The organism is Sphingomonas sp., assembly GCF_019746015.1.
Classification (GTDB): Bacteria; Pseudomonadota; Alphaproteobacteria; order Sphingomonadales; family Sphingomonadaceae; genus Sphingomonas.
On sequence record NZ_JAIESM010000094.1, the window covers coordinates 1 to 23,560 of the forward strand.

A 23,560-nucleotide genomic window follows, 5' to 3' on the forward strand; every position below is an offset into this window, starting at 1 on the left:
CGATCTTGCAGCGCGGATCGCCCACCCCGCTCGACCACCATTTGGTGCCGTTGATCACATAATGATCGCCGTCGCGCACCATGCTGGTTTCGATGTTGGTCGCGTCCGAACTGGCCACCGCCGGCTCGGTCATCAGGAAGGCGGAACGGATTTCGCCATTCATCAGCGGGCGCAGCCACGCCTCTTTGTGGGCGCGCGTGCCATAGCGCATCAGCACTTCCATGTTGCCGGTGTCGGGCGCGGAACAGTTGAAGCACTCGCTGGCCCAGCCGATCTTGCCCATTTCCTCGGCGCACAGGGCATATTCCAGATTGGTCAGCTGGGTGCCTTCGAACTCGAAACTGTCATCGACATGCGCCTGGCCCGAATGGGGCGGCATGAAGAAGTTCCACAGCCCGGCCGCCTTGGCCTTCACCTTCACTTCCTCGATCACCGGAATCACCTTCCAGCGTTCGCCGGTATGCGCCTGCTCGTGATAGATGTGATTGCGGGGGCGGATTTCGCGGTCGATAAAGTCCTTCACCCGGTCGCGGAAATAGGTTTCGCGGTCGCTGAGCGTGAAGTCCATGGGGCGCCTCTCCTGTTCTCTTGCTGGCCTGGCTTAGACCGTACCGGGTATTCGGTAAAGCGCCGTCGGTCGATTCGCATCCCCTCCTTTTCGCATACGAATTCGGCGGCGCGCACGGGTGTGGAAAGGGACTGTTCGTTCGAAAAGATGCTGATAAGCTGGCGTCATGGCGGGGACGACGACGCTGGAAACGGCGGATTACAGCACGGAACGCTATCGCGCGAAACGCGACGCCATTCTTGCCGCCGCCGCGCAGGCAATCAACGAACACAGCGCCAAGGGCATGACCTTTGCCGATGTCGCGCGGCGGGTGGGGCTGAACACCACCAGCGTCACCTATTACTTCAAGCGCAAGGAAGATCTGGCCGCCGCCTGTTTCGATTACACGCTCGACCAGCTGCAGCAGATGCTGGCCGAGGCCATGCACGAGGCAACGCCACAGGCGCGGGTGGCGCGCTATCTGCGGCTGAACATGGAGCGGCTGGCGCGAATCGAACGCGGCGAGGCCACGCCCTTTGCCGTGCTGTCAGACCTGCGCGCGATGGAGGAGCCGGCGCTGGGGCGGCTGATGGCGGGCTGGCGCGAGGTGTTCCGGCGCACGCGCGGGCTGTGGGGCCCGGGTGAGACGCGGGTGCACACCGACCTTTATGGCGCGCGTGCGCATGTGCTGCTGGAAAACACCTTCTGGCTGCCGGTGTGGCTGGGCCGGTATGAGCCCGACCAGTATGACCGGGTCGAAGCGCGGCTGATGGCGGTGTTCGCGCGCGGCATTGCCGCCGATGGCGCCAGCTGGGCGCCGACGATGATCGAGCTGCCGGCGGTGGATAACGAGCCGGGCCGGGGCGCCTTTCTGCTGGCGGCGACGCGGCTGATCAACCAGCTCGGCTATCGTGGCGCCTCTGTCCAGAAGATCACGTCGCAGCTCAACGTCACCAAGGGCAGCTTCTATCACCATCTGGATGCCAAGGACGATCTGGTGCTGGCCTGTTACGAGCGCAGCCTGGACACGATCGCCGCCGCGCAGCGCCAGGCGGAGGCCGTGCCGGGCAGCCACTGGCACCGGCTGGAAAGCGTGATCGCAACGCTGCTGGATTTCCAGTTCTCCTCCGCCGGCCCGCTGATGCGGACAACCGCGCTCTCCGGCCTGCCGCGCGACGAGCGCAAGGCGCTGATCGCGCGCTCCAACCGCATCGCCCGGCGCTATGCCGGCATGATGAGCGACGGCATTGCGGAGGGATCAGTGCGCGCCATCGATCCGCTGATCGCAGCCCAGGCGCTGATGGCGCTGCAGAACGCGGCGTTCGACATGCGCAAATGGGCCAGCACCATGCCGCGCACGCGGGCGATTGCCTATTACGCCTCCACGCTCGCCTATGGCCTGTTCGACGACATGGTGATCAGCGCGGCATCCGCTTGAGCAGCACGCCGGCGCGCCAATAGTGGAACAGCGCCCAGGGCGTCGCCATGCTGATGATGACCAGCGAATAGCGCAGCGATTCGGCGCCAAAGCGAGGTTTGAGCAGGTCGCTCATGATGCCGACCAGGCTCGGCCCCAACCCCAGCCCGATGAGGTTGATGATGAGCAGCGTGATCGCCGCCCACACCGCGCGCATGCGGGTGGGCGCCAGCCCCTGGATCAGCGCGAAGCTTGGCCCCAGATAGCTGGAGGCGAGCAAAGTCGACAGGATGATTGCCACGAAGCCGGTGGTGAAATTGCCGCTGAGATAGAAGGTCAGCGTGAACGGCAGCGCCATCAGCTTCAGGATGGCCACCAGCCAGCCCTGCAGGTGCAGGCCATAGCGCCGCCCCAGATAATCGGCGAGCCGGCCGCCAACCACGCCGCCCAGCGCGCCGGTGAGGGCAATCGCTGGCGCATAGATCAAAGACACCTGCCGCAGTGTCAGGTCATAGGAGCGCTGCAGGAAGCTGGGCCCGAAATTGGCGGTCGCATAGCCGATGAGCGAGGTGACCGTGACGCCCAGGATCAGGTGCAGCGCCGCCGGAGACTGGAGCAACGTGCGCAGCCCCTCGCTGAGCGGCGGCATGTCGCCCGCGTGGCGCACATGGCCGGGGTCTGACAGGCCCCGGCGCGGCTCCACCATTACCAGCCGCACGACGATCGCCAGAATGATACCCGGCAGGCCGACCGCCGCCATCGCCCAGCGCCAGCCATAGGCGGACGCGATCAGCCCGCCGATGATCGCGCCAAAGCCGCCCCCCAGCACAACGCCGGTGGCATAGATGCCCATCGCGCCGGCGCGCTTTTCCGGCGGGTAAAGGTCTGCGATGATCGAGTGGCTGGGCGGGCTGGAGCCGGCCTCCCCTACCCCCACGCCGATGCGGTAGATGAGCAGCTGGACGAAATTCTGCGCGGTGCCGCACAACGCCGTCATCGCGCTCCACAAGGCCAGCGCGATGGCGATGATGTTGCGCCGGCTGCCCCGATCGGCCAGCCACGCGACCGGAATGCCGAGCGTTGCGTAGAAGACGGCGAACGCCAGCCCAGACAGCAGGCCGAGCTGGGTGTCGTTCAGGTTGAGGTCCGCCTTGATCTGCTCGAGCAGGATCGACAGGATGTAGCGATCCATGAAGCTGAAGAAATAGACGAGCGTCAGCAGCGCGAGCGTCCACCCGCGCCGTTTCAGCGCGCGGGCATCGGCTTCGTTCTGGCCGATCGACATGGTGGGCGCGGTCGCCATGGGGGCGGCTCTCCTGCTGGCCGTTACAAAAAAGCCGCCGCCTGAGGGGAAAGTTCAGGCGGCGGCCAGCAATCAGTGCATCGCGCGTCGCTTAGAAACGCTGCGAGATACCGACGCGCAGGTTGAGCCCGAGCGGCGTGGCCGTGAACGGGTCGTAGTTGAAGTCGAGCCGGGCGAAGGGCGGCTGCGCGTCGAGCAGGTTCTGAACCGACACAAAGCCCGTGGTGTTGCTCTTCAGGCTAACCCGATAGGTGAAATCGAGCGTGGTGAACGAACCGATGTTCTTGCCCCCAGTCACCGATGCACCTGCCAGGGCGCCGGTATTGGGGCCGAAGATCGCATCGGTGCGCTGGTCGGTATAGCCATCGATGTAATTGGCCTGGAACCGCACGCTGTGGATGCCCCGGCGCAGGTCGAAATAGCCGAAGCCACGCACGCGCGGCAGCGGATAGGCGGTGGTCTGGAAATTGAGCTTGCCCACCGCATCGAACGCCGGCTGCACCGTGATGCCCTCAACCACCACATTCTGCGTCTGGTAGTCGATGATGTAGGTGCCGTTCACGCCGACGGCGAGGTTCCACTGGCCCCAGTCCCACTTGTAATCGGCCTGGAAGTCGAGGCCCGACGTGGTCAGGTTGGCGCTGTTGACCAGCTGGGTGCGCAGCCGCTGCACGTTGCCGATGCCACAGCCGGCCGCCGTGAAGGTGAAGCGCGCCTGCAGGTTGGCAAAGGCGGCGTTGCCGCAATTGGCATTGCCGGTGGCGCCGAACATGGCGGCGACGATGCCCGATACGGGCTCGCCTTCGATCGGGCCACTGAACTCATAGCGCCAGTAATCGATGGTCGCGCTGAACCCGCCCGAACCCAGGATGATGCCCGCCGAATAGGTGGTGGCGGTTTCCGGGCGCAGGTTCGGGTTCCCGTTCACATCCACCGCGCGGAAGGCCGAGCCGATCACCTGCAGCGAGGTGACGTTGCCGTCCAGATTCTGCGGCGGCGGGCCGCGGAAGGTGGTGCCGCCACCGGCGCGCAGCGCCAGCCACGGCGTCGCCTGCCAGCGGATGCGGCCCTGCGGATTGAAGGTAGAACCGACGCGGCCGCCATAATCCTCGAAGCGGGCCGAGAATTGCGCGTTGAGCGTGTCGGTGATCGGCGCCTGCAATTCGCCATAGAGCGCGATCACGTCGCCGGTGATGGCGCGCGGCAGGTTGGTGCCCAAGAAGCCCAGCGCGCCGGTCTGCGGGTTGCAGGTCGCCGCCGGGTTGAGCGGCGAACCCGGGCACGGATTGTTGCGCAGATCGGCATCGGCATTGTAGCGGATCGCGTAGTAATCGCGGCGATACTGCGCGCCAAAGGCGAAGGCGATGTCGCCGCCGGGCAGCTTCAGCCCGGTCTTGCCCGAAAGGACCGCTTCACCCACCAGCTGCGTGGTGCGCGTGTCGCTGCGCGAGGTGCGGAAGAAATCATCGATCGTCGCCAGATCGTTGATCAGGCCCGCGCCCGGCGTGAGATTGAACCCCGCCGGCGAGCGCGTGCCGGCAAAGGTCGGGTTGACCTGCCCGGTCACCGGATTGCCCGGAATGGCGGTGGAGAAGGGGTTGAAGAAGGTGCAGCCATTGGTACCCGCGGCCGCCGCCAGCTGTGCCGCCGTCAGCCCGGCGCGCTGCGCGGGCGTGCGGAAGGCGCAGTTCGCGCCGCCAAAGCCGGCCAGCGCGTTCTGCAGCAGGTCGCCGAACGTGTCCGTCCCCTCAATCCCGCGATTATATTCGGAATAGGTGAAGGCCGTGTCGAGCGTCAGGCTGGAATTGATATCCCATTTCAGGCCCGAACTGATGCGGAACGTGTCCGACTGGCGCTGGCTGAATGCCGAGCCGCGGTCATTGCCGGGCAGCGTCTGGAACAGCGGGTTGCCGCCGTTCAGGAACGGTCGGAACAGCACCGGGAAGGCAATTGCCGGCGCAACCGGCGCACCGCCCGCCGTCACGCAGCCCGACTGCGCGCCATAAAGCGCGCAATAGTCACGCAGCGCCGGCGCATAGGTCGGGATGACGAACAGACCGCCGCCGCCGCTTGCCGCGTTGGCCGATGGCGGCAGCGTCGGCAGATAGCTGGGCGACGTGGTGATCCGCGTCGACGACGAGCCGTACAGGAACGACACGTCGAACCGCAGATTGCTCGCCAGATCGATCTTGGCTTCGAGATAGGCCTGATACCGGTCCTCGGGCTCGACCAGATTGTCGAACTGGCCGAAATTGGTGAAGCAGCGGTCGGTGGTCGACCCCGGCAGCGAGCGGAAGCCGCCCAGCGCCGTACAGCCCAGATCGCGCACGAAGTTGGGGGTGCCGCCAAAGCCGAAATTGCCCGGGCTGCCGCCGCCGGAGAAGCCGCCCTGCGGGTTGTTCTGATAGGGCTGGACGGCAAATTGACGCGCGGTGGTGCGCAGCTCGTTGCGGCGCTGATAGCCGAACGACGCGAGCGCCGAGAAATTCTCCTTCTTCACGCCGTAAGACAGGCCGGCCTGATAATCGCCCGCCGAACCATCGATGTAGCGATAGTTGAAGTCGGCCTGCAGCCCGCGCAGATCGGTGCGGGTGATGAAGTTCACCACGCCGGCGATCGCGTCAGACCCGTAGGTCGCGGCCGCGCCGTCCTTCAGCACTTCGATGCGGCCGATGGCGGCAATCGGCATCAGGTTGATGTCCACCACCGGCACGCCGGTGCCGGCAAACACGTTACGACGGCCATTGAGCAGCACCAGCGTACGCTGCGGCCCCAGGCCGCGCAGGTTGACGCTGGCCACACCTTCCGACCCCTGCGAGCGGGAGTCGAACTGGTTGGCGTCGCCCAGCACGCCCGACGAGCTGGGCAGCTGCTTGATGAAATCGAGCGCGGTCGGCGCGCCGCGGCGGGCCAGTTCCTCGGCGGTGATCACGTCGACGGGCAGCGCGCCATTTTCAGGCGTGCCCTTGATCAGCGAGCCGGTGACGACCACGTCCTGCTGAACGGGCTCCTCGCCGCCCTGGGCGGGGGCATCCTGCACCAGCGTTACCGGCTTGTCGGCCGGCCGGTCCTGTGCGGCAGCCGGAGTAACAAAGGCAACCGCCAGCGCAACACCGGCACTGGCGGCAAGGAACTTCGATTTACGCATCCCACTCTCCCATCTGGCCGGGCCACTGTCGGGCGCCGTACCGCAACCTCGAATTGACACGCTCAAAGCGTGCCCGTCAAGCAAAACACTAGTTGCAATGCGCTACGTTTTCCAGCCGTGGCGCGAAAAGCACAGCGCCGGCGCGGACGAACCCGCGCCGGAACCATGGTTCAAATCGCTGCAAACCACCGCAGGGGCGGCGCGATCAATAGCCGTTCAGCCGGGCAAAACGCTCGCGATGATAGGCGGCATTGCCCCACATCGCCTCCAGCACGGCGGCGCGCTTGATGTAGAAGCCGGCGTCATGTTCGTCGGTCATGCCGATGCCGCCATGCAGCTGGATCATCTCGCGGCTGACCAGCTTGCAGGTGTCGCCTGCCACGGCTTTGGCCAGGCTCACCGCCTGGTCCACGTCCGAACGGCCGCTGTCGATCGCCTCGAACGCCCCCTCGACGGCGGAGCGCATCAGCTCGATCTCGGTGAACATCTTGGCCATGCGGTGCTGCAGCGCCTGGAAGCTGGACAGCAGCTGGCCGAACTGCACGCGCGTCTTGAGATAATCATTGGTCGTCTCGAACGCCTGCACGGCCAGACCCAGCATTTCGGCACAGGTGGCCGCCGTCGCGCGGTCGACAATTGCCTGAGTCGCCACGTCCAGCTTTTCGGCCGGCACGCCGTCAAAACGCACCTCGGCATGGCTGCGCGCGTCGGTCATCCGGCGCGTCGAACGGGCGATGCCGGCAGCGGCGCCGTCGACCAGATACAGGCCGTCGGTGGCCGCCACCACGAAGACACCGGCACTGTCCCCTTCGGCCACAAAGGCCTTGGTGCCGGTCAGCTTGCCGCCCGTCACGCTCGCCGTGATCTTGGCCGGGTTGTGGACCGGGCCTTCATCCACCGCCAGCGCGGCAACCACCGAACCATCGGCGACGCGCGGCAGCCAGTGCGCCTTTTGCGCGTCGCTGCCGCCCAGCACGATGGCGGTCGCAGCGGCCGAGGTGGCGGCGAGCGGCGACGCGGTCAGGTTGCGGCCCAATTGCTCCAGCACCAGCCCGAGCGACAGATAGCCGAAGGCGGTGCCGCCAAATTCTTCCGGAATGACGATGCCGGCCAGGCCCATTTCGGCCATCTTGCCCCAGGCATCACGGTCAAAACCTTCGGCTGGCGCTGCATTGCGCATCGCGCGGAACGCGGTGACGGGCGATTCATTGTCGGTCCATTCGCGCACCATGTCGCGCAGCATGGTCTGTTCTTCGTTCAGCACTGCCATGTCTCTACTCCCTCTCCCCGGTGGCGGGGCGGCAGGCGTGTTTCGCGCCGCGCTCCGCCCCGCCGGCGCCGCTGCCCCGCATCAGCGGACGGCGCCGGGTGCATGATTGATCCTGACGGGCTTACTGGTGGTCCAGCATGCCCAGAATGCGCTTGGCGATGACGTTGTTCTGGATCTCGGTCGAACCGCCATAGATCGACACCGCCTTGCCCCACAGCCAGGTGCGGGTCTGGGTCAGTTCGGCCTCGCTGAAGCCCTCGCCTTCCCAGCCCAGCCCGGCCATGCCCATGATCTCCACCGACAGCTCGGCACGGTCCTGGGTCAGCCGCGCGCCGACATTCTTCATGATCGAGGTGGCCGCCGACGGCCCCTGGTTCGACTTGGCTTCGAGTGCCGCACGACGCAGCGTCAGCATGAAGGCGCGCTGGTCCATTTCGTGGCGGACGATGCGCATGCGCAGGTCCTGATCGCTCACCTGGCCCGCGTCGTTCGCGCCGCGATAATCCTTGGCGAGCTGCCCCAGCGGCTTGCCGGCGAACATGCGCGACGCGGCCGAGCCGCCACCCGAGAGCGAGCTGCGCTCATGCTGGAGCAGCCGCTTGCCGATCGTCCAGCCCTGGCCTTCCATGCCGACCAGATTTTCCTTGGGCACCTTCACATTGGTGAAGAAGGTTTCGCAGAAGGGCGAATTGCCGGAAATCATGCGGATCGGGCGCACTTCCACGCCCGGCGCCTTCATGTCGATCAGCAGGAAGCTGATGCCCTCATGCTTCCTCGTCTTGTCGGTGCGGACCAGCGCAAAGCATTTGTCGGCCCATTGGCCGCCGCTGGTCCAGGTCTTCTGCCCGTTGACCAGATAATGGTCGCCCATATCCTCGGCAAAGGTCTGCAAGCTGGCGAGGTCGGACCCCGCGCCCGGCTCCGAATAGCCCTGGCACCAACGCACCTCGCCCCGGGCGATGGCGGGAATATGCTCCAGCTTCTGCGCCTCATTGCCATATTCCAGCAGCGTGGGGCCGAACATCATCACGCCCATCCCGCCAATCGGGTTCCACGCGCCGATGCGGCCCATTTCCTCGGCCAGCACGCGCGCCTCGCCCCGGCTCAGCCCGCCGCCGCCATAGGCCGCCGGCCAGGTCGGCACGCCCCAGCCCTTTTCGCCCATGGCGCGGGTCCAGGCGCGTTCGTCGTCACTCGGTTCGTGCGGCGCTTCCAGCGTCGCCATCAGATTGTCCTTGCCGCGCAGCGATGCGGGGAAATTGTCGGCAAGCCATGCACGCGCTTCGGCCCGGAAATCATCCAGCGTGCGCGCTTCAAGCTCGGGGGCGGTGGCCATCCTCTTCACTCCCTATGTCTCGAATCCGAATATCGGGTATGGCGAGGCATGGCATAGATCGATGCCCGGTGCAAAGGGGGCAGCGTGGCTGATGGACATCGCCAACACGCCCGCGCCGCCCCCGCACCGCCATGGCCGGGCGGCATGGAATCCGCTAAGCAGACATCGCAAAAACGTTGTCGCAGTATCCACGAGACGTTCTACTTAGCAGGGAGGCGGGGCCGGCATGGTGAACGAAAAGCGCGCGGTGATGATGGTGTTTGCCGCCGTCCTGATCGACACGATCGGCTTCGGCATCGTCATTCCGGTGCTGCCGGCGCTCATCATGCGGGTGGGGCATGTCGATCTGGAGGCGGCAACGCGGATCGCGGGCTATCTGGTCGCGGTGTTCGCGCTGACCCAGTTCTTCGCCGGGCCGGTGCTGGGCAATCTGGCGGACCGGTTCGGGCGGCGGCCGGTACTGATGTTCTCGATGCTGGCCTTCGCGGCCAATTACGCTTTGATGGCGCTGGCCGACTCTTTGCTGTGGCTGTTCGTCGGCCGCGCGCTGGCGGGCGTGGCCGGCGCCGTTTATGCGCCGGCCAATGCCGTGATCGCCGACGTGACGCCGCCCGCCGAACGCGCCCGCCGGTTCGGGCTGATGAGCGCGGCATTCGGGGTGGGCTTCGTCATCGGCCCGGCAATCGGCGGCTTGCTGGCAGGGCTGGGGCCGCGCGCGCCGTTCATTGCGGCGGCCGTCATCGCGGGGGCCAATGCACTCACCATGCTCGTCCTGCTGCCGGAAACGCTGACGCCGGAAAACCGCCGCCCGTTCGACTGGCGACGCGCCAACATCATCGCCTCGTTCCGCCCGGTCTTTGCCCAGCGCGCGGCGGCGCCGCTGCTGGTCGCGCTGTTCCTGTGGCAGCTGGCCTATTGCATTTATCCCGCGACCTGGTCGTTCTGGGCTACCGCACGGCTCAACTGGGACGGGCGCGCCATCGGCCTGTCGCTGGCCTATGTCGGCGTGATCATGGCGGCGGTGCAGATCGGGCTGACCGGCCGCGCGATCAAGCGCCTTGGCGAGCGGGGCACCGCGGTGTTCGCGATGATCGCCGGCATCGTGACCTTCGCGCTCTATGCGCTGGTTCAAACCGGGTTTCAGGCCTATGCGCTGTTCCTGATCGGCGGGTTTGCCGGCATGGCGACCCCGGCGCTCAACGGCATGCTGTCGCGCATGGCCGGCGCGTCGGAACAGGGCGCTTTGCAAGGCGGGCTCGGCAGCCTGGGGACGGTTGCCACCATCATCGCCACGGTGATGCTGACACAGGCGCTGGCGGCAGGCGTTGCGCGCGGCTTTCCGGGCGCGGCGTTCCTGCTTGCCTCGGCGCTGGGGCTGCTCGCGCTTCTCGCGCTGCTGGCGACCCGGCGGCAGCAGCCGGCCGTTGCATGATCGCCCCCCGCCCCCCACTTGGCAGGCGCAGCAAAGGAGTGACGCCCGCATGATCGAGCTTTTCTATTGGCCCACCCCCAATGGCCACAAGATCACGATGTTTCTGGAGGAAGCCGGCCTCGACTATCGCATCTCGCCGGTCAACATCGGTGCAGGCGATCAGTTCAAGCCCGATTTCCTGAAGATCGCGCCGAACAACCGTATGCCCGCAATCATCGACCATGCCCCGGCCGATGGCGGCGCGCCGGTCAGCCTGTTCGAATCGGGCGCGATCCTGCTCTATCTGGCCGAAAAGACCGGCAAGTTCCTGTCGGCCGACCTGCGCCAGCGGTTCGAGACCATCCAGTGGCTGATGTGGCAGATGGGCGGGCTGGGGCCGATGCTGGGCCAGAACCACCATTTCAATCGCTATGCACCGGAAAAGATCGACTATGCGATCAACCGCTATGTCAACGAAACCAACCGCCTGTACGGCGTGCTGAACAAGCAGCTTGACGGGCGCGACTATATTGCCGGCGATTATTCGATTGCCGACATGGCCTGCTATCCCTGGATCGTGCCCCATGAGATTCAGGGCCAGAAGCTGGAGGATTTCCCGCATCTGAAGCGCTGGTTCGAGGGCATCGCCGCGCGCCCCGCAACGATCGAGGCCTATGCCAAGGGCAAGGCCATCGCCACGCCGACCGCGATGACCGACGAGATGAAGAAGGTGCTGTTCGGCCAGACCGCGCCCGCCGCCTGAACCCGAAGCGGCGGCCGGCGGGCTAAACCTCGCGCCCCGGCCGCCGCGACAGGCCAATGTCCAGATGGGCACCGGCATCGACCAGCATCGTCTCGCCGGTAATGCCGCGCCCGGCGGGGTCGAGCAGCATCACGACCGGGCCGGCAATGTCATCCGGTCCCGCCGCCATCGCCATCGGCGTCGCCCCGGCAATCCGCGCGTTCAGCCGGGCAAAGCCTTCCGCCCCCAGCCGCTTTTCGAACCAGCCGGTGCCGACATAGCCCGGCGCCACCGCATTCACCCGGATCGCCGGGGCCAGCACGCGCGCCAGGCTCTTGGTCATCGTCAGCATCGCGCCCTTCGACGCGGCATAGGCCACCGACGAACCGATGCCGAATACGCCCGCGACCGAGGCGATGTTGACGACCGCGCTCGCATCCCCCTCCTTCAGCGCCGGCGCACAGGCACGGATCATCTGGAACGCGCCGATCACGTTCAGCTGATAGATGTCGACGAAATCATCGGCCGACAGCGCCTCCAGATCTTCATGATTGGCGAATTTGGTGCGCCCGGCATTGTTGACCAGAAAGTCGATCCGCCCGAACGCCGCCTGCGCCGAGGCCGCCAGCGCGCGGCACTGCGCGTCATCGACGATATCGGCCTGCACCGCGATGGCGCCGTCGCCCAGTTCGTGCGCCAACGCCTCGGCCTCGTCGCGGCTGTGCGCATAGTTGATCACGCAGCGCACGCCCCGCGCCGCCAGCTGGCGCACCACCGCTGCGCCAATGCCGGTGCCGCCGCCGGTGACGATGGCCACCCGCCCCGCCATCGTGCCGCTCATGCCGCTGCACTCGCGCGGGCGCTGACCCTGGCATGCCAGTCGGCAAGTGCGGGCGCATCGTCGGGCAGCGACATGCCGATGAAGCTGGCGAAATCGATCGTCGTCAGCAGCACGATATCGGCCATCGAATAATCCTTGCCGGCAATGAAGCTGCGCCCGGCCAGCGCCGCGTCGATCCGCCGCAGCTCGGCATCGACACGCGGGCGGTTGCTCTCGCCAAAGTCCTTGTACTGCGGCTTCACCACCCTGGCGGTGAACGGGTGGGTATGCGCCCACACCATCGCAATCGGCATCATCAGCCGCAGTTCCACCCGGCGCAGCCACATATCGACCTCGGCAATGCCCTTGGCCCCCTTGCCGAACAGCGGCGGATCGGGGTTCAGCGCCTCCAGAAAGCGGCAGATGGCGACGCTTTCGGTAATCACCTCGCCATCGTCGAGCTGGAGCGCCGGCACCTGGCCCAGCGGGTTGACCGCCAGATATTCGGACGAGCGATGTTCACCCGCCGGGATCGACACGCTCTTCATCTGGAGCTTCAGCCCCTTTTCGGCCAGAAACATCCGCACCCGGCGCGGATTGGGGGCCGGGTTGGGCGCGTCGTAAAGCAGCACGTGCATCCTCCGAAATGCTTTTTCGAAGCTGGCGTATGGCATTTCATTTCGCGCTCGCCTAGCGATTGCTGCGATGAGCAATGAGACACATGCTGCCGCGATGCTGGACAGCGATTTCGCGGTGCTGCCTGATCTGATCCGCACCCATGCCGCCGTCCAGCCGGAAAAGCCCGCGCTGGTGGCCGGCGATGCAGCGCTCGATTATGCCGGGCTCGACACTACGATGGACCGGGTGGCCGCCGCGTTGCAGCGCGACGGGTTGTCGCATGGCCAGGCGGTGGCGATCCTCGCTGCGCCCTCGATCGATTATGCCACCATCTTTCTGGGCACGCTGCGCGCCGGCGGCGCGGCGGCGCCGCTTGCCCCCAGCGCGACACCCGATCAGCTGGCGGCGATGGTGAACGACAGCGGCGCCGCGCACCTGTTCACCGACGCGGCCGGCACCGCCGCGCTGGCGGGCAAGACGATCAACGCCCGCATCATCGAAATGGGCAGTGCCGAACATCACGCCTGGCTGGCGCCCGCGGGCACCCGCCCGGCCCCCGCCGCCATTGCGCCGGGCGACCCGTTCAACATCATCTATTCATCGGGCACCACCGGCACGCCCAAGGGCATCGTGCAAAGCCATGCGATGCGCTGGCAGCATATCCACCGCAACAAGACGGCGGGCTTCGACACCGCCGTCACCATGGTGGCGACGCCGCTTTATTCAAACACGACGCTCGTCGTCTTCCTGCCGACAATGGCCTGGGGCGGCACCGCCGTGCTGATGTCGAAGTTCGACGCCCGCCGCTTTCTGGAACTGGCGCAGGCGCACCGCGCGACCCATGCGATGCTGGTCCCGGTCCAGTATCAGCGGATCATGGCCGACCCTGAGTTCGACCGGTTCGACCTGTCCAGCTTTCGCCTGAAGACCTGCACCTCGGCCCCCTTTTCGGCGGCGCTGAAGGCCGATGTCGTCCACCGCTGGCCGGGGCTGCTGGTGGAGTATTACGGCATGACCGAGGGCGGCGGCACGACCATCCTGAACTGCACCGCCCACCCCGACAAGCTGCACAGCGTCGGCCAGCCGGCAGAGGGGCACGACATCCGCCTGATCGACGAGGACGGGCGCGAAGTGCCGCCCGGCGCCACCGGCGAAGTCGTCGGCCGCAGCCCGGCGATGATGACCGGCTATCACCGCCGGGCAGAGGCGACGCGCGCCGCCGAATGGTTCGACGCGGACGGCAACCGCTATATCCGCCACGGCGATGTCGGCCGGTTCGACGAGGACGGGTTCCTGATCCTGATGGACCGCAAGAAGGACCTGATCATCTCGGGCGGGTTCAACATCTATCCGTCCGATCTGGAAGCGGTGCTGCGCCAGCACCCCGATGTTGCCGATTGCGCAGTGGTGGGCGTGCCCAGCGCCACCTGGGGCGAGACGCCGCTGGGCTTCTTCGTGCCCGCCCGCACCGGCGCGGACCCCGCCGCCATTCTGGCCTGGGCGAATGACCGCCTGGGCAAGACCCAGCGGCTGAGCGCGCTCGAGCCGCTAGCCGAGCTTCCCCGCAGCGCGATCGGCAAGGTGCTGAAGCGCGACCTGCGCGACCAATGGATTGCCCGCCAATGACGACGATTGCCGATATCCTTGCCGCTGCCACGCCGGTCGATCAGGGCCTGCGGATGACGGTGCCGGCGGACTGGATGCAGGGCCGCACCGCCTATGGCGGCCTGTCCGCCGCGATGGCGCTCCACGCCGCGATGCAGTCCGCGCCCGACCTGCCGCCGCTGCGTTCGGCGCAGATTTCGTTCGTCGGCCCGCTCGCCGGTGATGTGACGGTAACGCACCAGCTGCTGCGGCGCGGCCGCAACGCCGCCTTCATTCAGGCCGATGTGACGGGTGAGGCGGGGCTTGGCCTGCGCGCGACCTTCGTGTTCATGCGCGATCAGGCATCGCAGGTCGATTTCGACGCCGGCACCGCCACCGACCGGCGCCCGCCGGAGCCGGGCGACAAGCTGTGGACCGGCCCCGAAGGCTTTTTCGCCAGCAACATGGAATTCCGCGATCTCAAAGACCCCAGCTTCGGCAAGGCGGAGCTGCTGCGCTGGGGCCGGATGAAGGCGCATGAGGGGCTTGACCCCTTTATCCACCTGATCGCCATGGCAGACGGCATGCCGCCGGCGGCGATCCGCCTGTTCGACAATGGCTTCGTCCCGCTCAGCTCGCTCACCTGGATCATCAACCTGCTCACCCCCAGCCCGCAGACGCGCGATGGCTGGTGGCTGCTCACGGCGCGCTCCGGCTTTGCGCGCGGCGGCTGTTCGAGCCAGACGATGGCGGTGTGGAATGCCGATGGCCAGCTAGTCGCCGAAGGGATGCAGAGCGTCGCCATCTTCGCCTGAGCCGGCGCTGCGACAATTTACGACAGTTTCGCGCCGCGTTGACATAGCCCGGCGACAATGCGGCGGTTAAGCTGCGCGCACAGCAGGGGGTGCAGCTCCAGCGATAAGAGGTTTGCGATGGCACGATTGTTGACGGGCGCGGTTCTGGCGCTGATCGCGGGTACGAGCACCGCCTGGGCGCAGGCAACGCAGGTGCAGCTGCCGCCCCCGGGTGGCGATGGCGGGCAGATAACGCGCGAGCAGGCCATGGCAGAGGCCGCGCGCCGCTTTGACGCGATGGATACCAACAAGGATGGCGTCGTGACACCGGAAGAGCGCCGCGCCTTTGCCGAACAGCGCCGCGCCCAGGCGGGACCGGGCATGCCCCCGCCCCCGGGCGGCCCCGATCCGCTGGGCGGCCCCGGCTATGGCGGCGGCGGGCGCTTTGGCGGCGGCGGTGGCGGCCTTGGCTTGATCGAGCGGCTGGATCGCGACGGAGACGGCCGGGTGACGCGTGCCGAATATGAAGCCCCGTTCGACCGGATGGACACCAACAAGGATGGCTTCATCGATCAGCAGGAAGCACAGGCCGCCGGCCAGGCAATGGCCGCGGGCTTTGGCGGCGGCCAGGGCGGCGGCCTGCGCGGCCGGCGCTTCGGCAATGGCCAGATGATCATGCGACTGGACCGAGACGGCGACGGCCGCGTCAGCCGCGCCGAATATGGCGCCCCGTTCGAGCGGATGGACGCCAATCGCGACGGGGTGGTCGATCAGGCTGAAATGGCGGCGGTGCGCGAACGGATGCAGGGCCGCTTCGGCCAGCGCGGCGGCCCCAACGGCCCGATGTTGCGCCCCGAGCGCGGCATGGGCCAGCCCGAACCGCAATGACCCACCGGGACGACAACTCCCGGTCGCCGGGCGGGCACCCCCTCCCCGCCCGTCCGGCGTCCTGACTCCCTGTTTCTGGTGACCGACGCGATGACGCCCGATCAGCCGCATCTTCTGCTTGTCGACGACGAACGATCGATCCGCGAGCCGCTGGCGCATTTCCTAGCCAAGCAGGGCTTTCGCGTCACCCAGGCCGCCAATGCCGAACAGGCGCGCCAGCGGCTGGCCGCCTATGCGATCGACCTCGCCATTCTCGACATCATGATGCCCGGCGAAGACGGATTGAGCCTGACGCGACATATCCGCGCGTCGGGCGACGTGCCGGTCATCCTGCTTACCGCCCGCACCGAGGAGACCGACCGGATCGTCGGCCTCGAAATGGGCGCGGACGATTATGTCGTGAAGCCCTTTTCCCCGCGCGAACTGGCAACGCGGGTGCGGGTGGTGCTGCGCCGCGTGGCCAATGGCGGCGCGCGGCTGCACCCGCCAGAGGCGAACAGCTATGGTTTTGCCGGCTGGGTACTGAAGACCGGCGAGCGCGCGCTGATCGACCGCGACGGCGTGTCGGTGGCGTTGTCAACGGGTGAGTATAATCTGCTGCTGGCGCTGGTGCAGCGGCCGCGCCAGGTGCTGACCCGCGACCAGCTGCTCGATCTGACACAGGGGCGCGAAGCGAATGCCTTTGATCGCTCGATCGACAATCAGGTCAGCCGGCTGCGCCGCAAGATCGAGCCGGACAGCCGGGCACCCGAAATCATCAAGACCGTGTGGGGCGGCGGCTATACGCTGGCGGCCGAAGTCACCCGGCTGTGAACCGCCTGCGCCTGTGGCCGCGCCGGCTGGTCAGCCAGATCGCGCTGGTGATCGCGGTGGCGCTGTTCGTCGCACAGGCGATCAACTTCGCGCTGATCTATCAGGGGCGCCGCCAGATGCGCATCCAGCAGGCGGTCAGCCCGGCGCTGACGCGGGTGCTGGATGCCGAGGAGCGCATCGCCGCCGGCCGGTTCCGGCCAGGTCCGCGCGCGCGTGTGCGGCTGGCGCAGGACAATCCGGTTTCGAACGCCGCCACCGGCCGTGCCGATATCGAGCAGGCCCTTCGTGCGGCGCTCATTGAAGCCGGCATCAAGCCGGGCCGCATCGTGAGCGAAGTGCGCCGCATCCAGCCCGACGATCCGCTGCTGCAACTGATGCCGCCACGACGGGTGGAACGGCTGTTGCGCTCTGGCAGGATGCTGGTGATCGGCGTGGAGCGCGCTGACGGCACCTGGCTGGAGCTGCGCTCGATCGTGGCCGATGATGACGGCCGGCTGCTCGGCGTGCTGATCGTGCAGACGCTGATCACCTATATCGTCATCCTGCTGCCGCTCTTGTGGATCACCCGGCGCATCTCGCGGCCCATCCAGTCGCTGGCGGCGGCGGCGGAAGGGTTCAAGCCCGGCGGCAGCGCCGAACCGCCGATCGAGGCAAGCGGCCCGATCGAGGTGCGCGTGCTGGTGGAGGCGTTCAATGCGCTGCGCACCCGGGTCGGCGCGATGCTGGACGAGAAGGACCGGATGCTGGGCGCGATCGGCCACGACTTGCGCACGCCGCTGGCCGCGCTGCGCGTGCGGATCGAGTCGGTGGAGGACGACGCCGACCGCGCGACCATGGCCGAGACGATTGCCGAGATGAGCCGGATGCTCGACGACATTCTGTCGCTCGCGCGGCTGGGCCGGCCGAGCGAGCCAGCGTCGGAGGTTGATGTCGGCGCGCTGGTCGATGCGGTGGCGGCGGATTTTCAGGCGCTGGGCGCCGCCGTCACCTGCGCGCCGGTTGACCGGATCACGCTGCGCCTGCGCCCGGCATTGATGCGACGCGCGGTGCGCAACCTGGTCGAAAATGCGGTGAAATATGCGGGCGCCGCCGAAATCCTGGTTGCCGCCGACCGGGCGGGCGTCACCATTTGCGTGGTCGATTCCGGCCCCGGCCTGCCCCCCGATCAGCTCGACCGCGTGTTCGATGCCTTCACCCGGCTGGAAGCATCGCGCAACAGCGATACCGGTGGCGCCGGGCTCGGCCTGACGCTGGCGCGCGCGATCGTGCAGGAGGCTGGCGGTACCCTGACCCTCGCCAACCGGCCCGAAGGCGGGCTGGCCGCGACCATCACCCTGCCGCGCGGGGCCTGACCGGTCAGAATATCAGGGTGTAGATGCAGACGAAAAAGGCGGTGAAGCTGAGCGCGAACAGCTTCAGGTCTTCGTCGCGGCTGGGCGCGGTTTCGTCGGCGCGGTGGCGCCGCACCAGCACGTTGCGGATCGGATGGCCCTGGCGGATGGGCGGTTGTCTATCGAATGCCATGCACGGCAGTTAACGCCGCGTTTACATTTCCGGCCAGAGGCGAAAATGGTTAAGCCCCGTCCAGTCTTGGGACGGGGGTTGTTCCTCGATGAGTGTTTGGGAAGGGCGCGGTTCACGCCCTTGCCGGCACCAGCCCGCTCCCCCACCCGGCCACCCATCGGCAGTATCTTGTGGGTGGCCGGGTGGGGGAGCGGGCCGGAACCGCTACGAAAAAAGCCGCATCCAGCGGCTTTTTTGCGTCGACTCTCAAAACTCGGCCCAATCGTCATCCGGCTGGGCGAGCGCGAGTGCGCCGCTGGTTTGCGAAAGGGCTTGTGGGCGGGCGCGCACAACGGGTGCGGCAGGCCGTGCCTCCACCGCCGGCTGCGCCGCGCGCACCGGTGCCGCTACCGCGCGATTGCCGATGTCGAACATGTTGACGGCATCCTCCAGCGCCCGCGCCTCTCGCGCCAGATTGACGCAGGTGGCGTTGGTTTCCTCAACCATGGCCGCGTTCTGCTGCGTGCCAACGTTCATGTCGCCGACGGCGGCGCTGATCTGGGAAACGCTGGCCGACTGGCGTTCAACGACCGCGCTGATCTGTTCGGCGAGCGTGCTGACCTGCGTCGTCTGCGTCATGATCAGGTTGAGCGCCGCGCCTGACCGCTCGACCAGCGACACGCCCGTCTCGACCTGGGCAGAGGCCGAAGCGATGATCGACTTCACGTCCTTTGCTGCATCGGCCGAGCGCTGGGCAAGCGCGCGCACTTCGGTGGCGACAACCGCAAAGCCACGGCCGGCATCGCCCGCACGCGCGGCCTCGACCCCGGCGTTCAGCGCGAGCAAATTGGTCTGGAAGGCAATGGCGTCGATCAGCGAGGCGATCTCCCCGATCCGCGCCGAACTGGCGGCGATCGCCTGCATCGCCCCGGCCGACTCGCTGGCGACGGCCACGCCCTGTTCGGCGGCGCGGGTCGCGCTTTCAGCACCAGTTGCCACGTCGCGCACCTGCGTAGCGGCGACGCGCGCGCTGTCCGTCAGTTCGGCAATGGCAGCGGCGGTTTCCTCCAGGCTTGCCGCCTGGCGCGAGGTGCGATTGGCCAGATCGGTCGACGCCATTTCGATGTCGGATGCGGCGATCCGCGCCGACTCGACCCGCGCACCGATGCCGCCGATCGCCTCGCGCAGCTTGGCCATCGCATTGTTGAAATCGTCGCGCAGGCTGGCAAAGGTGCCATCCACCTCATGGCCCAGCTGATGGGTCAGATCGCCCGCCGCCAGCGCCGACAGCGCCGTGCCGACATGGCCGACCACCGCCATCGTTTCATCCGCGCGGTGCTGTTCGTTGATCGCCGATTCCTTGAAGCTTTCCATGGCCTCGGCCAGCTGGCCCACTTCGTCGCGCCGGTCACGCGCGGGCACCGCGACACCCAGATCGCCACTGGCAAGCGCGGTCATCGCTTTCGTCATCGCGCTGATCGGCTGCGCGATCGAGCGGCGCAGGAAGATCGCCGCGCCAATCGCAATGCCCAGCACCGCGACGACCGCTGCCGCCGTCATCGCAACCGATGCGGCATAAATGGCCGCGACCTGTTGCCCGGCGGCAGTCGCGCCCGCTTCGCTGCGCTTCACGATGGCGCCGAGCGCGTCGCGCGTCGCGTCATAGGCTTTGCGCGTCGGCCCCTTGAAATGCGCCATGGCCTCCGCCTGATGCCCGGCACGCGACAGTGCCAGCCATTCGCCGTTGCGCACCTCCAGCGTATCGAACGCCTGGTTGAAGCGGGCGAAATCGGCGCGGTCGTGCGCGCTTTTCAGCATCCGGGCATAGTCGCCGCGAAGCTTGTCGAAATGGGTGCGTTCGCCGGCGATCTTGGCCTCGGCATCGGCCAGCGCCTTGGCATCGCTGGCAGTGAAATGCCGCCAGCCATAAAGGCGCAGCTCCGCCAGCGACAGCTGCAGCCCGCTGGCCGCGCGCACCGCCGGCAGCCATTGGCCGGCGACTTCGCTGGCCTTGCCGTTCACCCGGCTGATCTGGGCAAGCGCGAACAGGCTGAACCCCAGAATGACGACCGCCACTGCCCCGAGTGCGGTGATCACCTTGGTATTGATCGACCAGTTCTTCATTGCAGTTCCCCGTTTGACACGGCCGGCGGCACGGCTTCGTGGAGTATCTGGTGGACACTGCAATCGAGGTGTTCCGCCCCGGCAGCGCCAATGAAGGTTACAGCGATGTCAGCCATCCCAAGGAGGACTGGCCGTCTAAGTTTCTGGTGATACTAGTGAAATCACTTAGACAAAGTTAATGTCACGCTATTTTGACACTGAATTTGCCGTAAAATCACGGTGTCGGGCGCGCGTATCGAAACGGCCGCATAAGCGGAAAAAACAGGGTAAAGCGCACCGCCTTTTGGCCGTTCAACGGTTGATAACCACAAGCGCCAAAGGGGGGCCGCTCATGAACCGATCCGCGCTCGCGGCTGTGGTTGCCGCGCTGGCCGCGCTTGGCACCGCCGCCCCCGCCCGCGCCGAGCAGGACGCACAGATCTGGCCGGTCGCCATCGTCCAGGGCAAGATAAAGCAGGATGCGATTTTCCTTGTGGAGGCGCAGCCCCGGATCACCGACGATGCCCAGCGGCTGGGGCAATTGCTGCTGCGCACCGGAATCGGTGTGCAGATCGGCAAGCGCAGCGCGATAATGTCGGGCTATGCCTTCATCCGCACCGATCCCATCGACCGGCCGCTGACCAACGAGCACCGGCTGTGGCAACAACTGCAAGTGCCGCTCACCCCGGCAGGGGCGAAGCTGTCGATCACGTCGCGCACCCGGCTGGAGGAACGCTTTGTCGAGGGGTTTGGCGGGGTCGGCTGGCGGCTGCGCCAGCAGATCCGGCTTCAGCACCGGCTGGGCGGCAAATCGAAACTTTCGGCCGTGCTGTGGTCAGAACCCTTCTACAACTTCAACACCACCGACTGGGGCCAGCGCGCCGGGTGGGACCAGGTGCGCACCTTCGCCGGCGTCGCCATTCCCTTGAGCAAGCACGTCACGGTCGAGCCCGGCTATCTGAACCAGACGGTGTTCCGCGCCAGCGGCACGCGCTACAACCACATCGCCAATGTCTGGCTGGTGGTGCGGTTATAGGGGACAGGAGCCGTCACCCCGTGGCGATGGCTGAAGACAAAGCCCCTCCCCTTCAGGGGAGGGGTTGGGGTGGAGCGCCTCCAGAATAGCGATGCGCTCGGCATAAAGGCCCCACCTCCCGACCTCCTCCCCTGAAGGGGAGGAGGAGAGATCATCTCACCCCGCCGTTGCCGCGATGAAATAGTCGAGCGACAGATCGTCGCTCAGCACAAAGCCCTTGAGCGGCGAAAAGCCCAGGCCCCTCGTCTCGATCACGCTCAGCCCCGCGTCGCGCAAAATGTCGCTCAGCTCGTCGGGCTTCAGAAACTGGTGCCAGTCATGCGTGCCGCGCGGAATCTGGCCCGTCCCCTCGGCCAGGGTGATCAGCGCCAGACGTGACAGCGCCGTGCGGTTGGGGGTGGACAGCAGCATCAGCCCGCCCGGCGCCAGCGCCCCGGCCAGCCCGCGCACAAAGGCGGCCGGATCGACCACATGCTCGATCACTTCCATGCTGGTGATCAGGTCGAAGCGCTCGCTGCCCAACGCCTCCACCGAGCCGACGCGGTAATCGATGCGCAGGCCGGACTGATGGGCATGCGCGCGCGCGGCGTGGATATTCTCGGGCGCCGCGTCCAGCCCGGTCACCCGCGCGCCCAGCCGCGCCAGCGGCTCGCACAACAGGCCCGCGCCGCACCCCATGTCGAGCGCAGCCTTGCCCGCCAGCGGCGTGAAGCTGGCCGCCGGCAGCGCCCAATGCGCATTGGCCACCGCGCGCAGATAGCTGAGGCGGACCGGGTTCAGCCGGTGGAGCATGGCCGACGAGCCGGCCGGATTCCACCAATCCGCCGCCATCGCGCCGAAATGGCGCGCCTCGGCCGGGTTGATCGTGGTCTGCGTCATCTGCTGCCCTTGCGCTTGCCAATCGGAGGCTGCCCAATTATCAGCCTGCGCCTTCCGGCGAAAGGACCCTTGGCCCGACTATGGCGCGTATCGTGATGAAGTTCGGCGGCACCTCCATGGCCGGGATCGAGCGGATCAGGAGCGTCGCCGCGCGAGTGAAGCGCGAAGTGGCGGCCGGGCACCAGGTGGCCGTGGTCGTCTCCGCGATGGCGGGCGAGACCGACCGGCTGGTCAATTTCTGCCGCGAAGCCTCCTCGCTCTATGACACGCGCGAATATGACGTGGTGGTCGCCTCTGGCGAGCAGGTGACGTCGGGCCTGCTCGCGATCGCGCTGCAGGCGCTGGGGGTGCCGGCGCGCAGCTGGCTGGGCTGGCAATTGCCGATCGCTACCAACGCCGCACACGGCGCCGCGCGGATCGAGGAGATTGCGACCGACGCGCTGCTGGGCGCGATGGCGGGCGGCGAAGTGGCGGTCATTCCGGGCTTTCAGGGCGTGGCGGACGGGCGCGTGTCGACACTGGGCCGGGGCGGATCGGACACGTCTGCCGTTGCCGTCGCGGCCGCGCTGGGTGCCGAACGCTGCGACATTTATACCGATGTCGATGGCGTCTATACCACCGACCCGCGCATCGTGCCGCGCGCGCGCAAGCTGGCGCGGGTGACCTATGAGGAAATGCTCGAACTGGCGAGCGTGGGCGCCAAGGTGCTGCAGACCCGCTCGGTCGGCCTGGCGATGAAGATGGGGGTGCCGATCCGGGTATTGTCCTCGTTCGACGAGGGGGATGACGCCGCCGCCGGCACGCTGATCGTGGATGAAAAGGATTTGGGAGAGATGGAACGCCAGCTGATCACCGGCATCGCGCATGACAAGAACGAGGCCAAGATCACCCTGACCGACGTGCCCGACAAACCCGGCGCGGTGGCGACCATTTTCGGCCCGCTGGCCGAGGCCGGCATCAATGTCGACATGATCGTGCAGAACATCGCGCATTCGACCGGATCGACCGACGTTACCTTCACCGTGCCGGCCGCCGACCTGGCCCGCTCGATCGACGTGCTGGAAGGCGCGAAGGGGGCGATCGGCTTCGACAAGCTGATGCACGACACCCGCGTCGCCAAGGTGACGGTGGTGGGCGTGGGCATGCGCAGCCATGCCGGCGTTGCCGCGACGATGTTCAAGACGCTGGGCGCGCGCGGCATCAACATCCAGGCGATCACGACGAGCGAGATCAAGGTCAGCGTGCTGATCGACGAGGACGAGACCGAACTCGCCGTGCGCGTGCTGCACACGGCGTACGGGCTGGACGCGGAGGTCGCGGCGTGACGGCGGGCGCCACCCGCCTTTCC

At 67.1% G+C, this 23,560-nt stretch carries 20 protein-coding genes; 10 read left to right on the plus strand and 10 right to left on the minus strand.

All coding sequences use genetic code 11. From position 1 onward, the window contains the following. Positions 1 to 568, minus strand: a 568-nt coding sequence (locus K2Y03_RS12500) for an acyl-CoA dehydrogenase family protein (protein WP_294091074.1), incomplete at its 3' end; no start/stop codon positions are given. 166 nt (positions 569 to 734) lie between these two features. On the opposite strand from K2Y03_RS12500, the gene K2Y03_RS12505 reads away from it, so the two are divergent. Then, positions 735 to 1,985, plus strand: a complete 1,251-nt coding sequence (locus tag K2Y03_RS12505) for a TetR/AcrR family transcriptional regulator (protein WP_294091076.1) — start codon at positions 735 to 737, stop codon at positions 1,983 to 1,985. On the opposite strand, the gene K2Y03_RS12510 is transcribed toward K2Y03_RS12505, so the two are convergent. The 4 genes from K2Y03_RS12510 to K2Y03_RS12525 form a co-directional block, all read right to left on the minus strand. Then, the gene (locus K2Y03_RS12510; protein WP_294091077.1) at positions 1,966 to 3,267 is read right to left on the minus strand and encodes an MFS transporter; all 1,302 of its coding nucleotides are present in this window, start codon (positions 3,265 to 3,267) and stop codon (positions 1,966 to 1,968) included. The genes K2Y03_RS12505 and K2Y03_RS12510 overlap by 20 nt on opposite strands. A gap of 91 nt (positions 3,268 to 3,358) precedes the next feature. Beyond that, positions 3,359 to 6,415 (minus strand): TonB-dependent siderophore receptor, encoded by a 3,057-nt coding sequence (locus tag K2Y03_RS12515; RefSeq protein WP_294091078.1) that lies wholly within the window; start codon positions 6,413 to 6,415, stop codon positions 3,359 to 3,361. 205 nt (positions 6,416 to 6,620) lie between these two features. Further along, a complete protein-coding gene (locus K2Y03_RS12520; RefSeq protein WP_294091080.1) occupies positions 6,621 to 7,685 on the minus strand; it encodes an acyl-CoA dehydrogenase family protein in 1,065 nt (354 codons plus the stop codon). Positions 7,686 to 7,806: 121 nt separating this feature from the next. Next, positions 7,807 to 9,021, minus strand: coding sequence for an acyl-CoA dehydrogenase family protein (locus tag K2Y03_RS12525; RefSeq protein WP_294091082.1), 1,215 nt, complete (start codon positions 9,019 to 9,021; stop codon positions 7,807 to 7,809). A 226-nt stretch (positions 9,022 to 9,247) separates the two neighbouring features. Here K2Y03_RS12525 and K2Y03_RS12530 point away from each other — a divergent pair, with 226 nt between their 5' ends. Both K2Y03_RS12530 and K2Y03_RS12535 read left to right on the plus strand, forming a co-directional pair. Further along, on the plus strand, positions 9,248 to 10,453 hold the full coding sequence (locus tag K2Y03_RS12530) for an MFS transporter (protein ID WP_294091084.1): 1,206 nt from the start codon (positions 9,248 to 9,250) through the stop codon (positions 10,451 to 10,453). A 49-nt stretch (positions 10,454 to 10,502) separates the two neighbouring features. Further along, positions 10,503 to 11,195 carry a glutathione binding-like protein gene (locus K2Y03_RS12535; RefSeq protein WP_294091086.1) on the plus strand — a complete coding sequence of 231 codons (693 nt, stop codon included), beginning with the start codon at positions 10,503 to 10,505 and terminating at the stop codon, positions 11,193 to 11,195. A 22-nt stretch (positions 11,196 to 11,217) separates the two neighbouring features. On the opposite strand, the gene K2Y03_RS12540 is transcribed toward K2Y03_RS12535, so the two are convergent. Beyond that, complete coding sequence (locus K2Y03_RS12540) at positions 11,218 to 12,015, minus strand: SDR family NAD(P)-dependent oxidoreductase (protein WP_294091088.1); 798 nt, start codon at positions 12,013 to 12,015, stop codon at positions 11,218 to 11,220. Continuing rightward, positions 12,012 to 12,632, minus strand: coding sequence for a glutathione S-transferase family protein (locus tag K2Y03_RS12545; protein ID WP_294091090.1), 621 nt, complete (start codon positions 12,630 to 12,632; stop codon positions 12,012 to 12,014). The genes K2Y03_RS12540 and K2Y03_RS12545 overlap by 4 nt, the downstream gene beginning before the upstream one ends. 67 nt (positions 12,633 to 12,699) lie before the next feature. On the opposite strand from K2Y03_RS12545, the gene K2Y03_RS12550 reads away from it, so the two are divergent. From K2Y03_RS12550 to K2Y03_RS12570, 5 genes are all read left to right on the plus strand, one after another. After that, the gene (locus K2Y03_RS12550; protein WP_294091091.1) at positions 12,700 to 14,238 is read left to right on the plus strand and encodes a class I adenylate-forming enzyme family protein; all 1,539 of its coding nucleotides are present in this window, start codon (positions 12,700 to 12,702) and stop codon (positions 14,236 to 14,238) included. Then, on the plus strand, positions 14,235 to 15,011 hold the full coding sequence (locus tag K2Y03_RS12555; protein WP_294091092.1) for a thioesterase family protein: 777 nt from the start codon (positions 14,235 to 14,237) through the stop codon (positions 15,009 to 15,011). The genes K2Y03_RS12550 and K2Y03_RS12555 overlap by 4 nt, the downstream gene beginning before the upstream one ends. Positions 15,012 to 15,128: 117 nt before the next feature. Further along, entirely contained in the window at positions 15,129 to 15,878 is a 750-nt protein-coding gene (locus K2Y03_RS12560; RefSeq protein WP_294091093.1) for a hypothetical protein, read from the plus strand. Between the two features lie 90 nt (positions 15,879 to 15,968). Next, complete coding sequence (locus K2Y03_RS12565; protein WP_294091116.1) at positions 15,969 to 16,691, plus strand: response regulator; 723 nt, start codon at positions 15,969 to 15,971, stop codon at positions 16,689 to 16,691. Then, positions 16,688 to 18,043 (plus strand): HAMP domain-containing sensor histidine kinase, encoded by a 1,356-nt coding sequence (locus tag K2Y03_RS12570; RefSeq protein ID WP_294091094.1) that lies wholly within the window; start codon positions 16,688 to 16,690, stop codon positions 18,041 to 18,043. The genes K2Y03_RS12565 and K2Y03_RS12570 overlap by 4 nt, the downstream gene beginning before the upstream one ends. 4 nt (positions 18,044 to 18,047) lie before the next feature. Here K2Y03_RS12570 and K2Y03_RS12575 read toward each other — a convergent pair whose 3' ends face one another. Continuing rightward, positions 18,048 to 18,215, minus strand: a complete 168-nt coding sequence (locus tag K2Y03_RS12575) for a hypothetical protein (RefSeq protein ID WP_294091095.1) — start codon at positions 18,213 to 18,215, stop codon at positions 18,048 to 18,050. Between the two features lie 246 nt (positions 18,216 to 18,461). Beyond that, entirely contained in the window at positions 18,462 to 20,318 is a 1,857-nt protein-coding gene (locus tag K2Y03_RS12580; protein ID WP_294091096.1) for a methyl-accepting chemotaxis protein, read from the minus strand. 331 nt (positions 20,319 to 20,649) lie between these two features. On the opposite strand from K2Y03_RS12580, the gene K2Y03_RS12585 reads away from it, so the two are divergent. Next, positions 20,650 to 21,333, plus strand: coding sequence for a DUF2490 domain-containing protein (locus tag K2Y03_RS12585; protein ID WP_294091098.1), 684 nt, complete (start codon positions 20,650 to 20,652; stop codon positions 21,331 to 21,333). Positions 21,334 to 21,489: 156 nt separating this feature from the next. On the opposite strand, the gene ubiG is transcribed toward K2Y03_RS12585, so the two are convergent. Next, positions 21,490 to 22,212 carry a bifunctional 2-polyprenyl-6-hydroxyphenol methylase/3-demethylubiquinol 3-O-methyltransferase UbiG gene (gene ubiG, locus K2Y03_RS12590; protein WP_294091100.1) on the minus strand — a complete coding sequence of 241 codons (723 nt, stop codon included), beginning with the start codon at positions 22,210 to 22,212 and terminating at the stop codon, positions 21,490 to 21,492. 80 nt (positions 22,213 to 22,292) lie between these two features. Here ubiG and K2Y03_RS12595 point away from each other — a divergent pair, with 80 nt between their 5' ends. Beyond that, positions 22,293 to 23,537, plus strand: coding sequence for an aspartate kinase (locus K2Y03_RS12595; RefSeq protein ID WP_294091102.1), 1,245 nt, complete (start codon positions 22,293 to 22,295; stop codon positions 23,535 to 23,537). The last annotated feature ends 23 nt before the right edge of the window (positions 23,538 to 23,560 follow it).

Coding starts and splice junctions, on each gene's coding strand:
- K2Y03_RS12585 (WP_294091098.1), top strand. CDS start 20,650: ATGAACCGATCCGCGCTCGCGGCTGTGGTTGCCGCGCTGGCCGCGCTT.
- K2Y03_RS12595 (WP_294091102.1), top strand. CDS start 22,293: ATGGCGCGTATCGTGATGAAGTTCGGCGGCACCTCCATGGCCGGGATC.
- K2Y03_RS12510 (WP_294091077.1), bottom strand. CDS start 3,267: ATGGCGACCGCGCCCACCATGTCGATCGGCCAGAACGAAGCCGATGCC.
- K2Y03_RS12535 (WP_294091086.1), top strand. CDS start 10,503: ATGATCGAGCTTTTCTATTGGCCCACCCCCAATGGCCACAAGATCACG.
- K2Y03_RS12505 (WP_294091076.1), top strand. CDS start 735: ATGGCGGGGACGACGACGCTGGAAACGGCGGATTACAGCACGGAACGC.
- K2Y03_RS12575 (WP_294091095.1), bottom strand. CDS start 18,215: ATGGCATTCGATAGACAACCGCCCATCCGCCAGGGCCATCCGATCCGC.
- K2Y03_RS12520 (WP_294091080.1), bottom strand. CDS start 7,685: ATGGCAGTGCTGAACGAAGAACAGACCATGCTGCGCGACATGGTGCGC.
- K2Y03_RS12560 (WP_294091093.1), top strand. CDS start 15,129: ATGGCACGATTGTTGACGGGCGCGGTTCTGGCGCTGATCGCGGGTACG.
- K2Y03_RS12550 (WP_294091091.1), top strand. CDS start 12,700: ATGAGCAATGAGACACATGCTGCCGCGATGCTGGACAGCGATTTCGCG.
- K2Y03_RS12545 (WP_294091090.1), bottom strand. CDS start 12,632: ATGCACGTGCTGCTTTACGACGCGCCCAACCCGGCCCCCAATCCGCGC.
- K2Y03_RS12525 (WP_294091082.1), bottom strand. CDS start 9,021: ATGGCCACCGCCCCCGAGCTTGAAGCGCGCACGCTGGATGATTTCCGG.
- K2Y03_RS12565 (WP_294091116.1), top strand. CDS start 15,969: ATGACGCCCGATCAGCCGCATCTTCTGCTTGTCGACGACGAACGATCG.
- K2Y03_RS12580 (WP_294091096.1), bottom strand. CDS start 20,318: ATGAAGAACTGGTCGATCAATACCAAGGTGATCACCGCACTCGGGGCA.
- K2Y03_RS12555 (WP_294091092.1), top strand. CDS start 14,235: ATGACGACGATTGCCGATATCCTTGCCGCTGCCACGCCGGTCGATCAG.
- K2Y03_RS12540 (WP_294091088.1), bottom strand. CDS start 12,015: ATGAGCGGCACGATGGCGGGGCGGGTGGCCATCGTCACCGGCGGCGGC.
- ubiG (WP_294091100.1), bottom strand. CDS start 22,212: ATGACGCAGACCACGATCAACCCGGCCGAGGCGCGCCATTTCGGCGCG.
- K2Y03_RS12515 (WP_294091078.1), bottom strand. CDS start 6,415: ATGCGTAAATCGAAGTTCCTTGCCGCCAGTGCCGGTGTTGCGCTGGCG.
- K2Y03_RS12530 (WP_294091084.1), top strand. CDS start 9,248: ATGGTGAACGAAAAGCGCGCGGTGATGATGGTGTTTGCCGCCGTCCTG.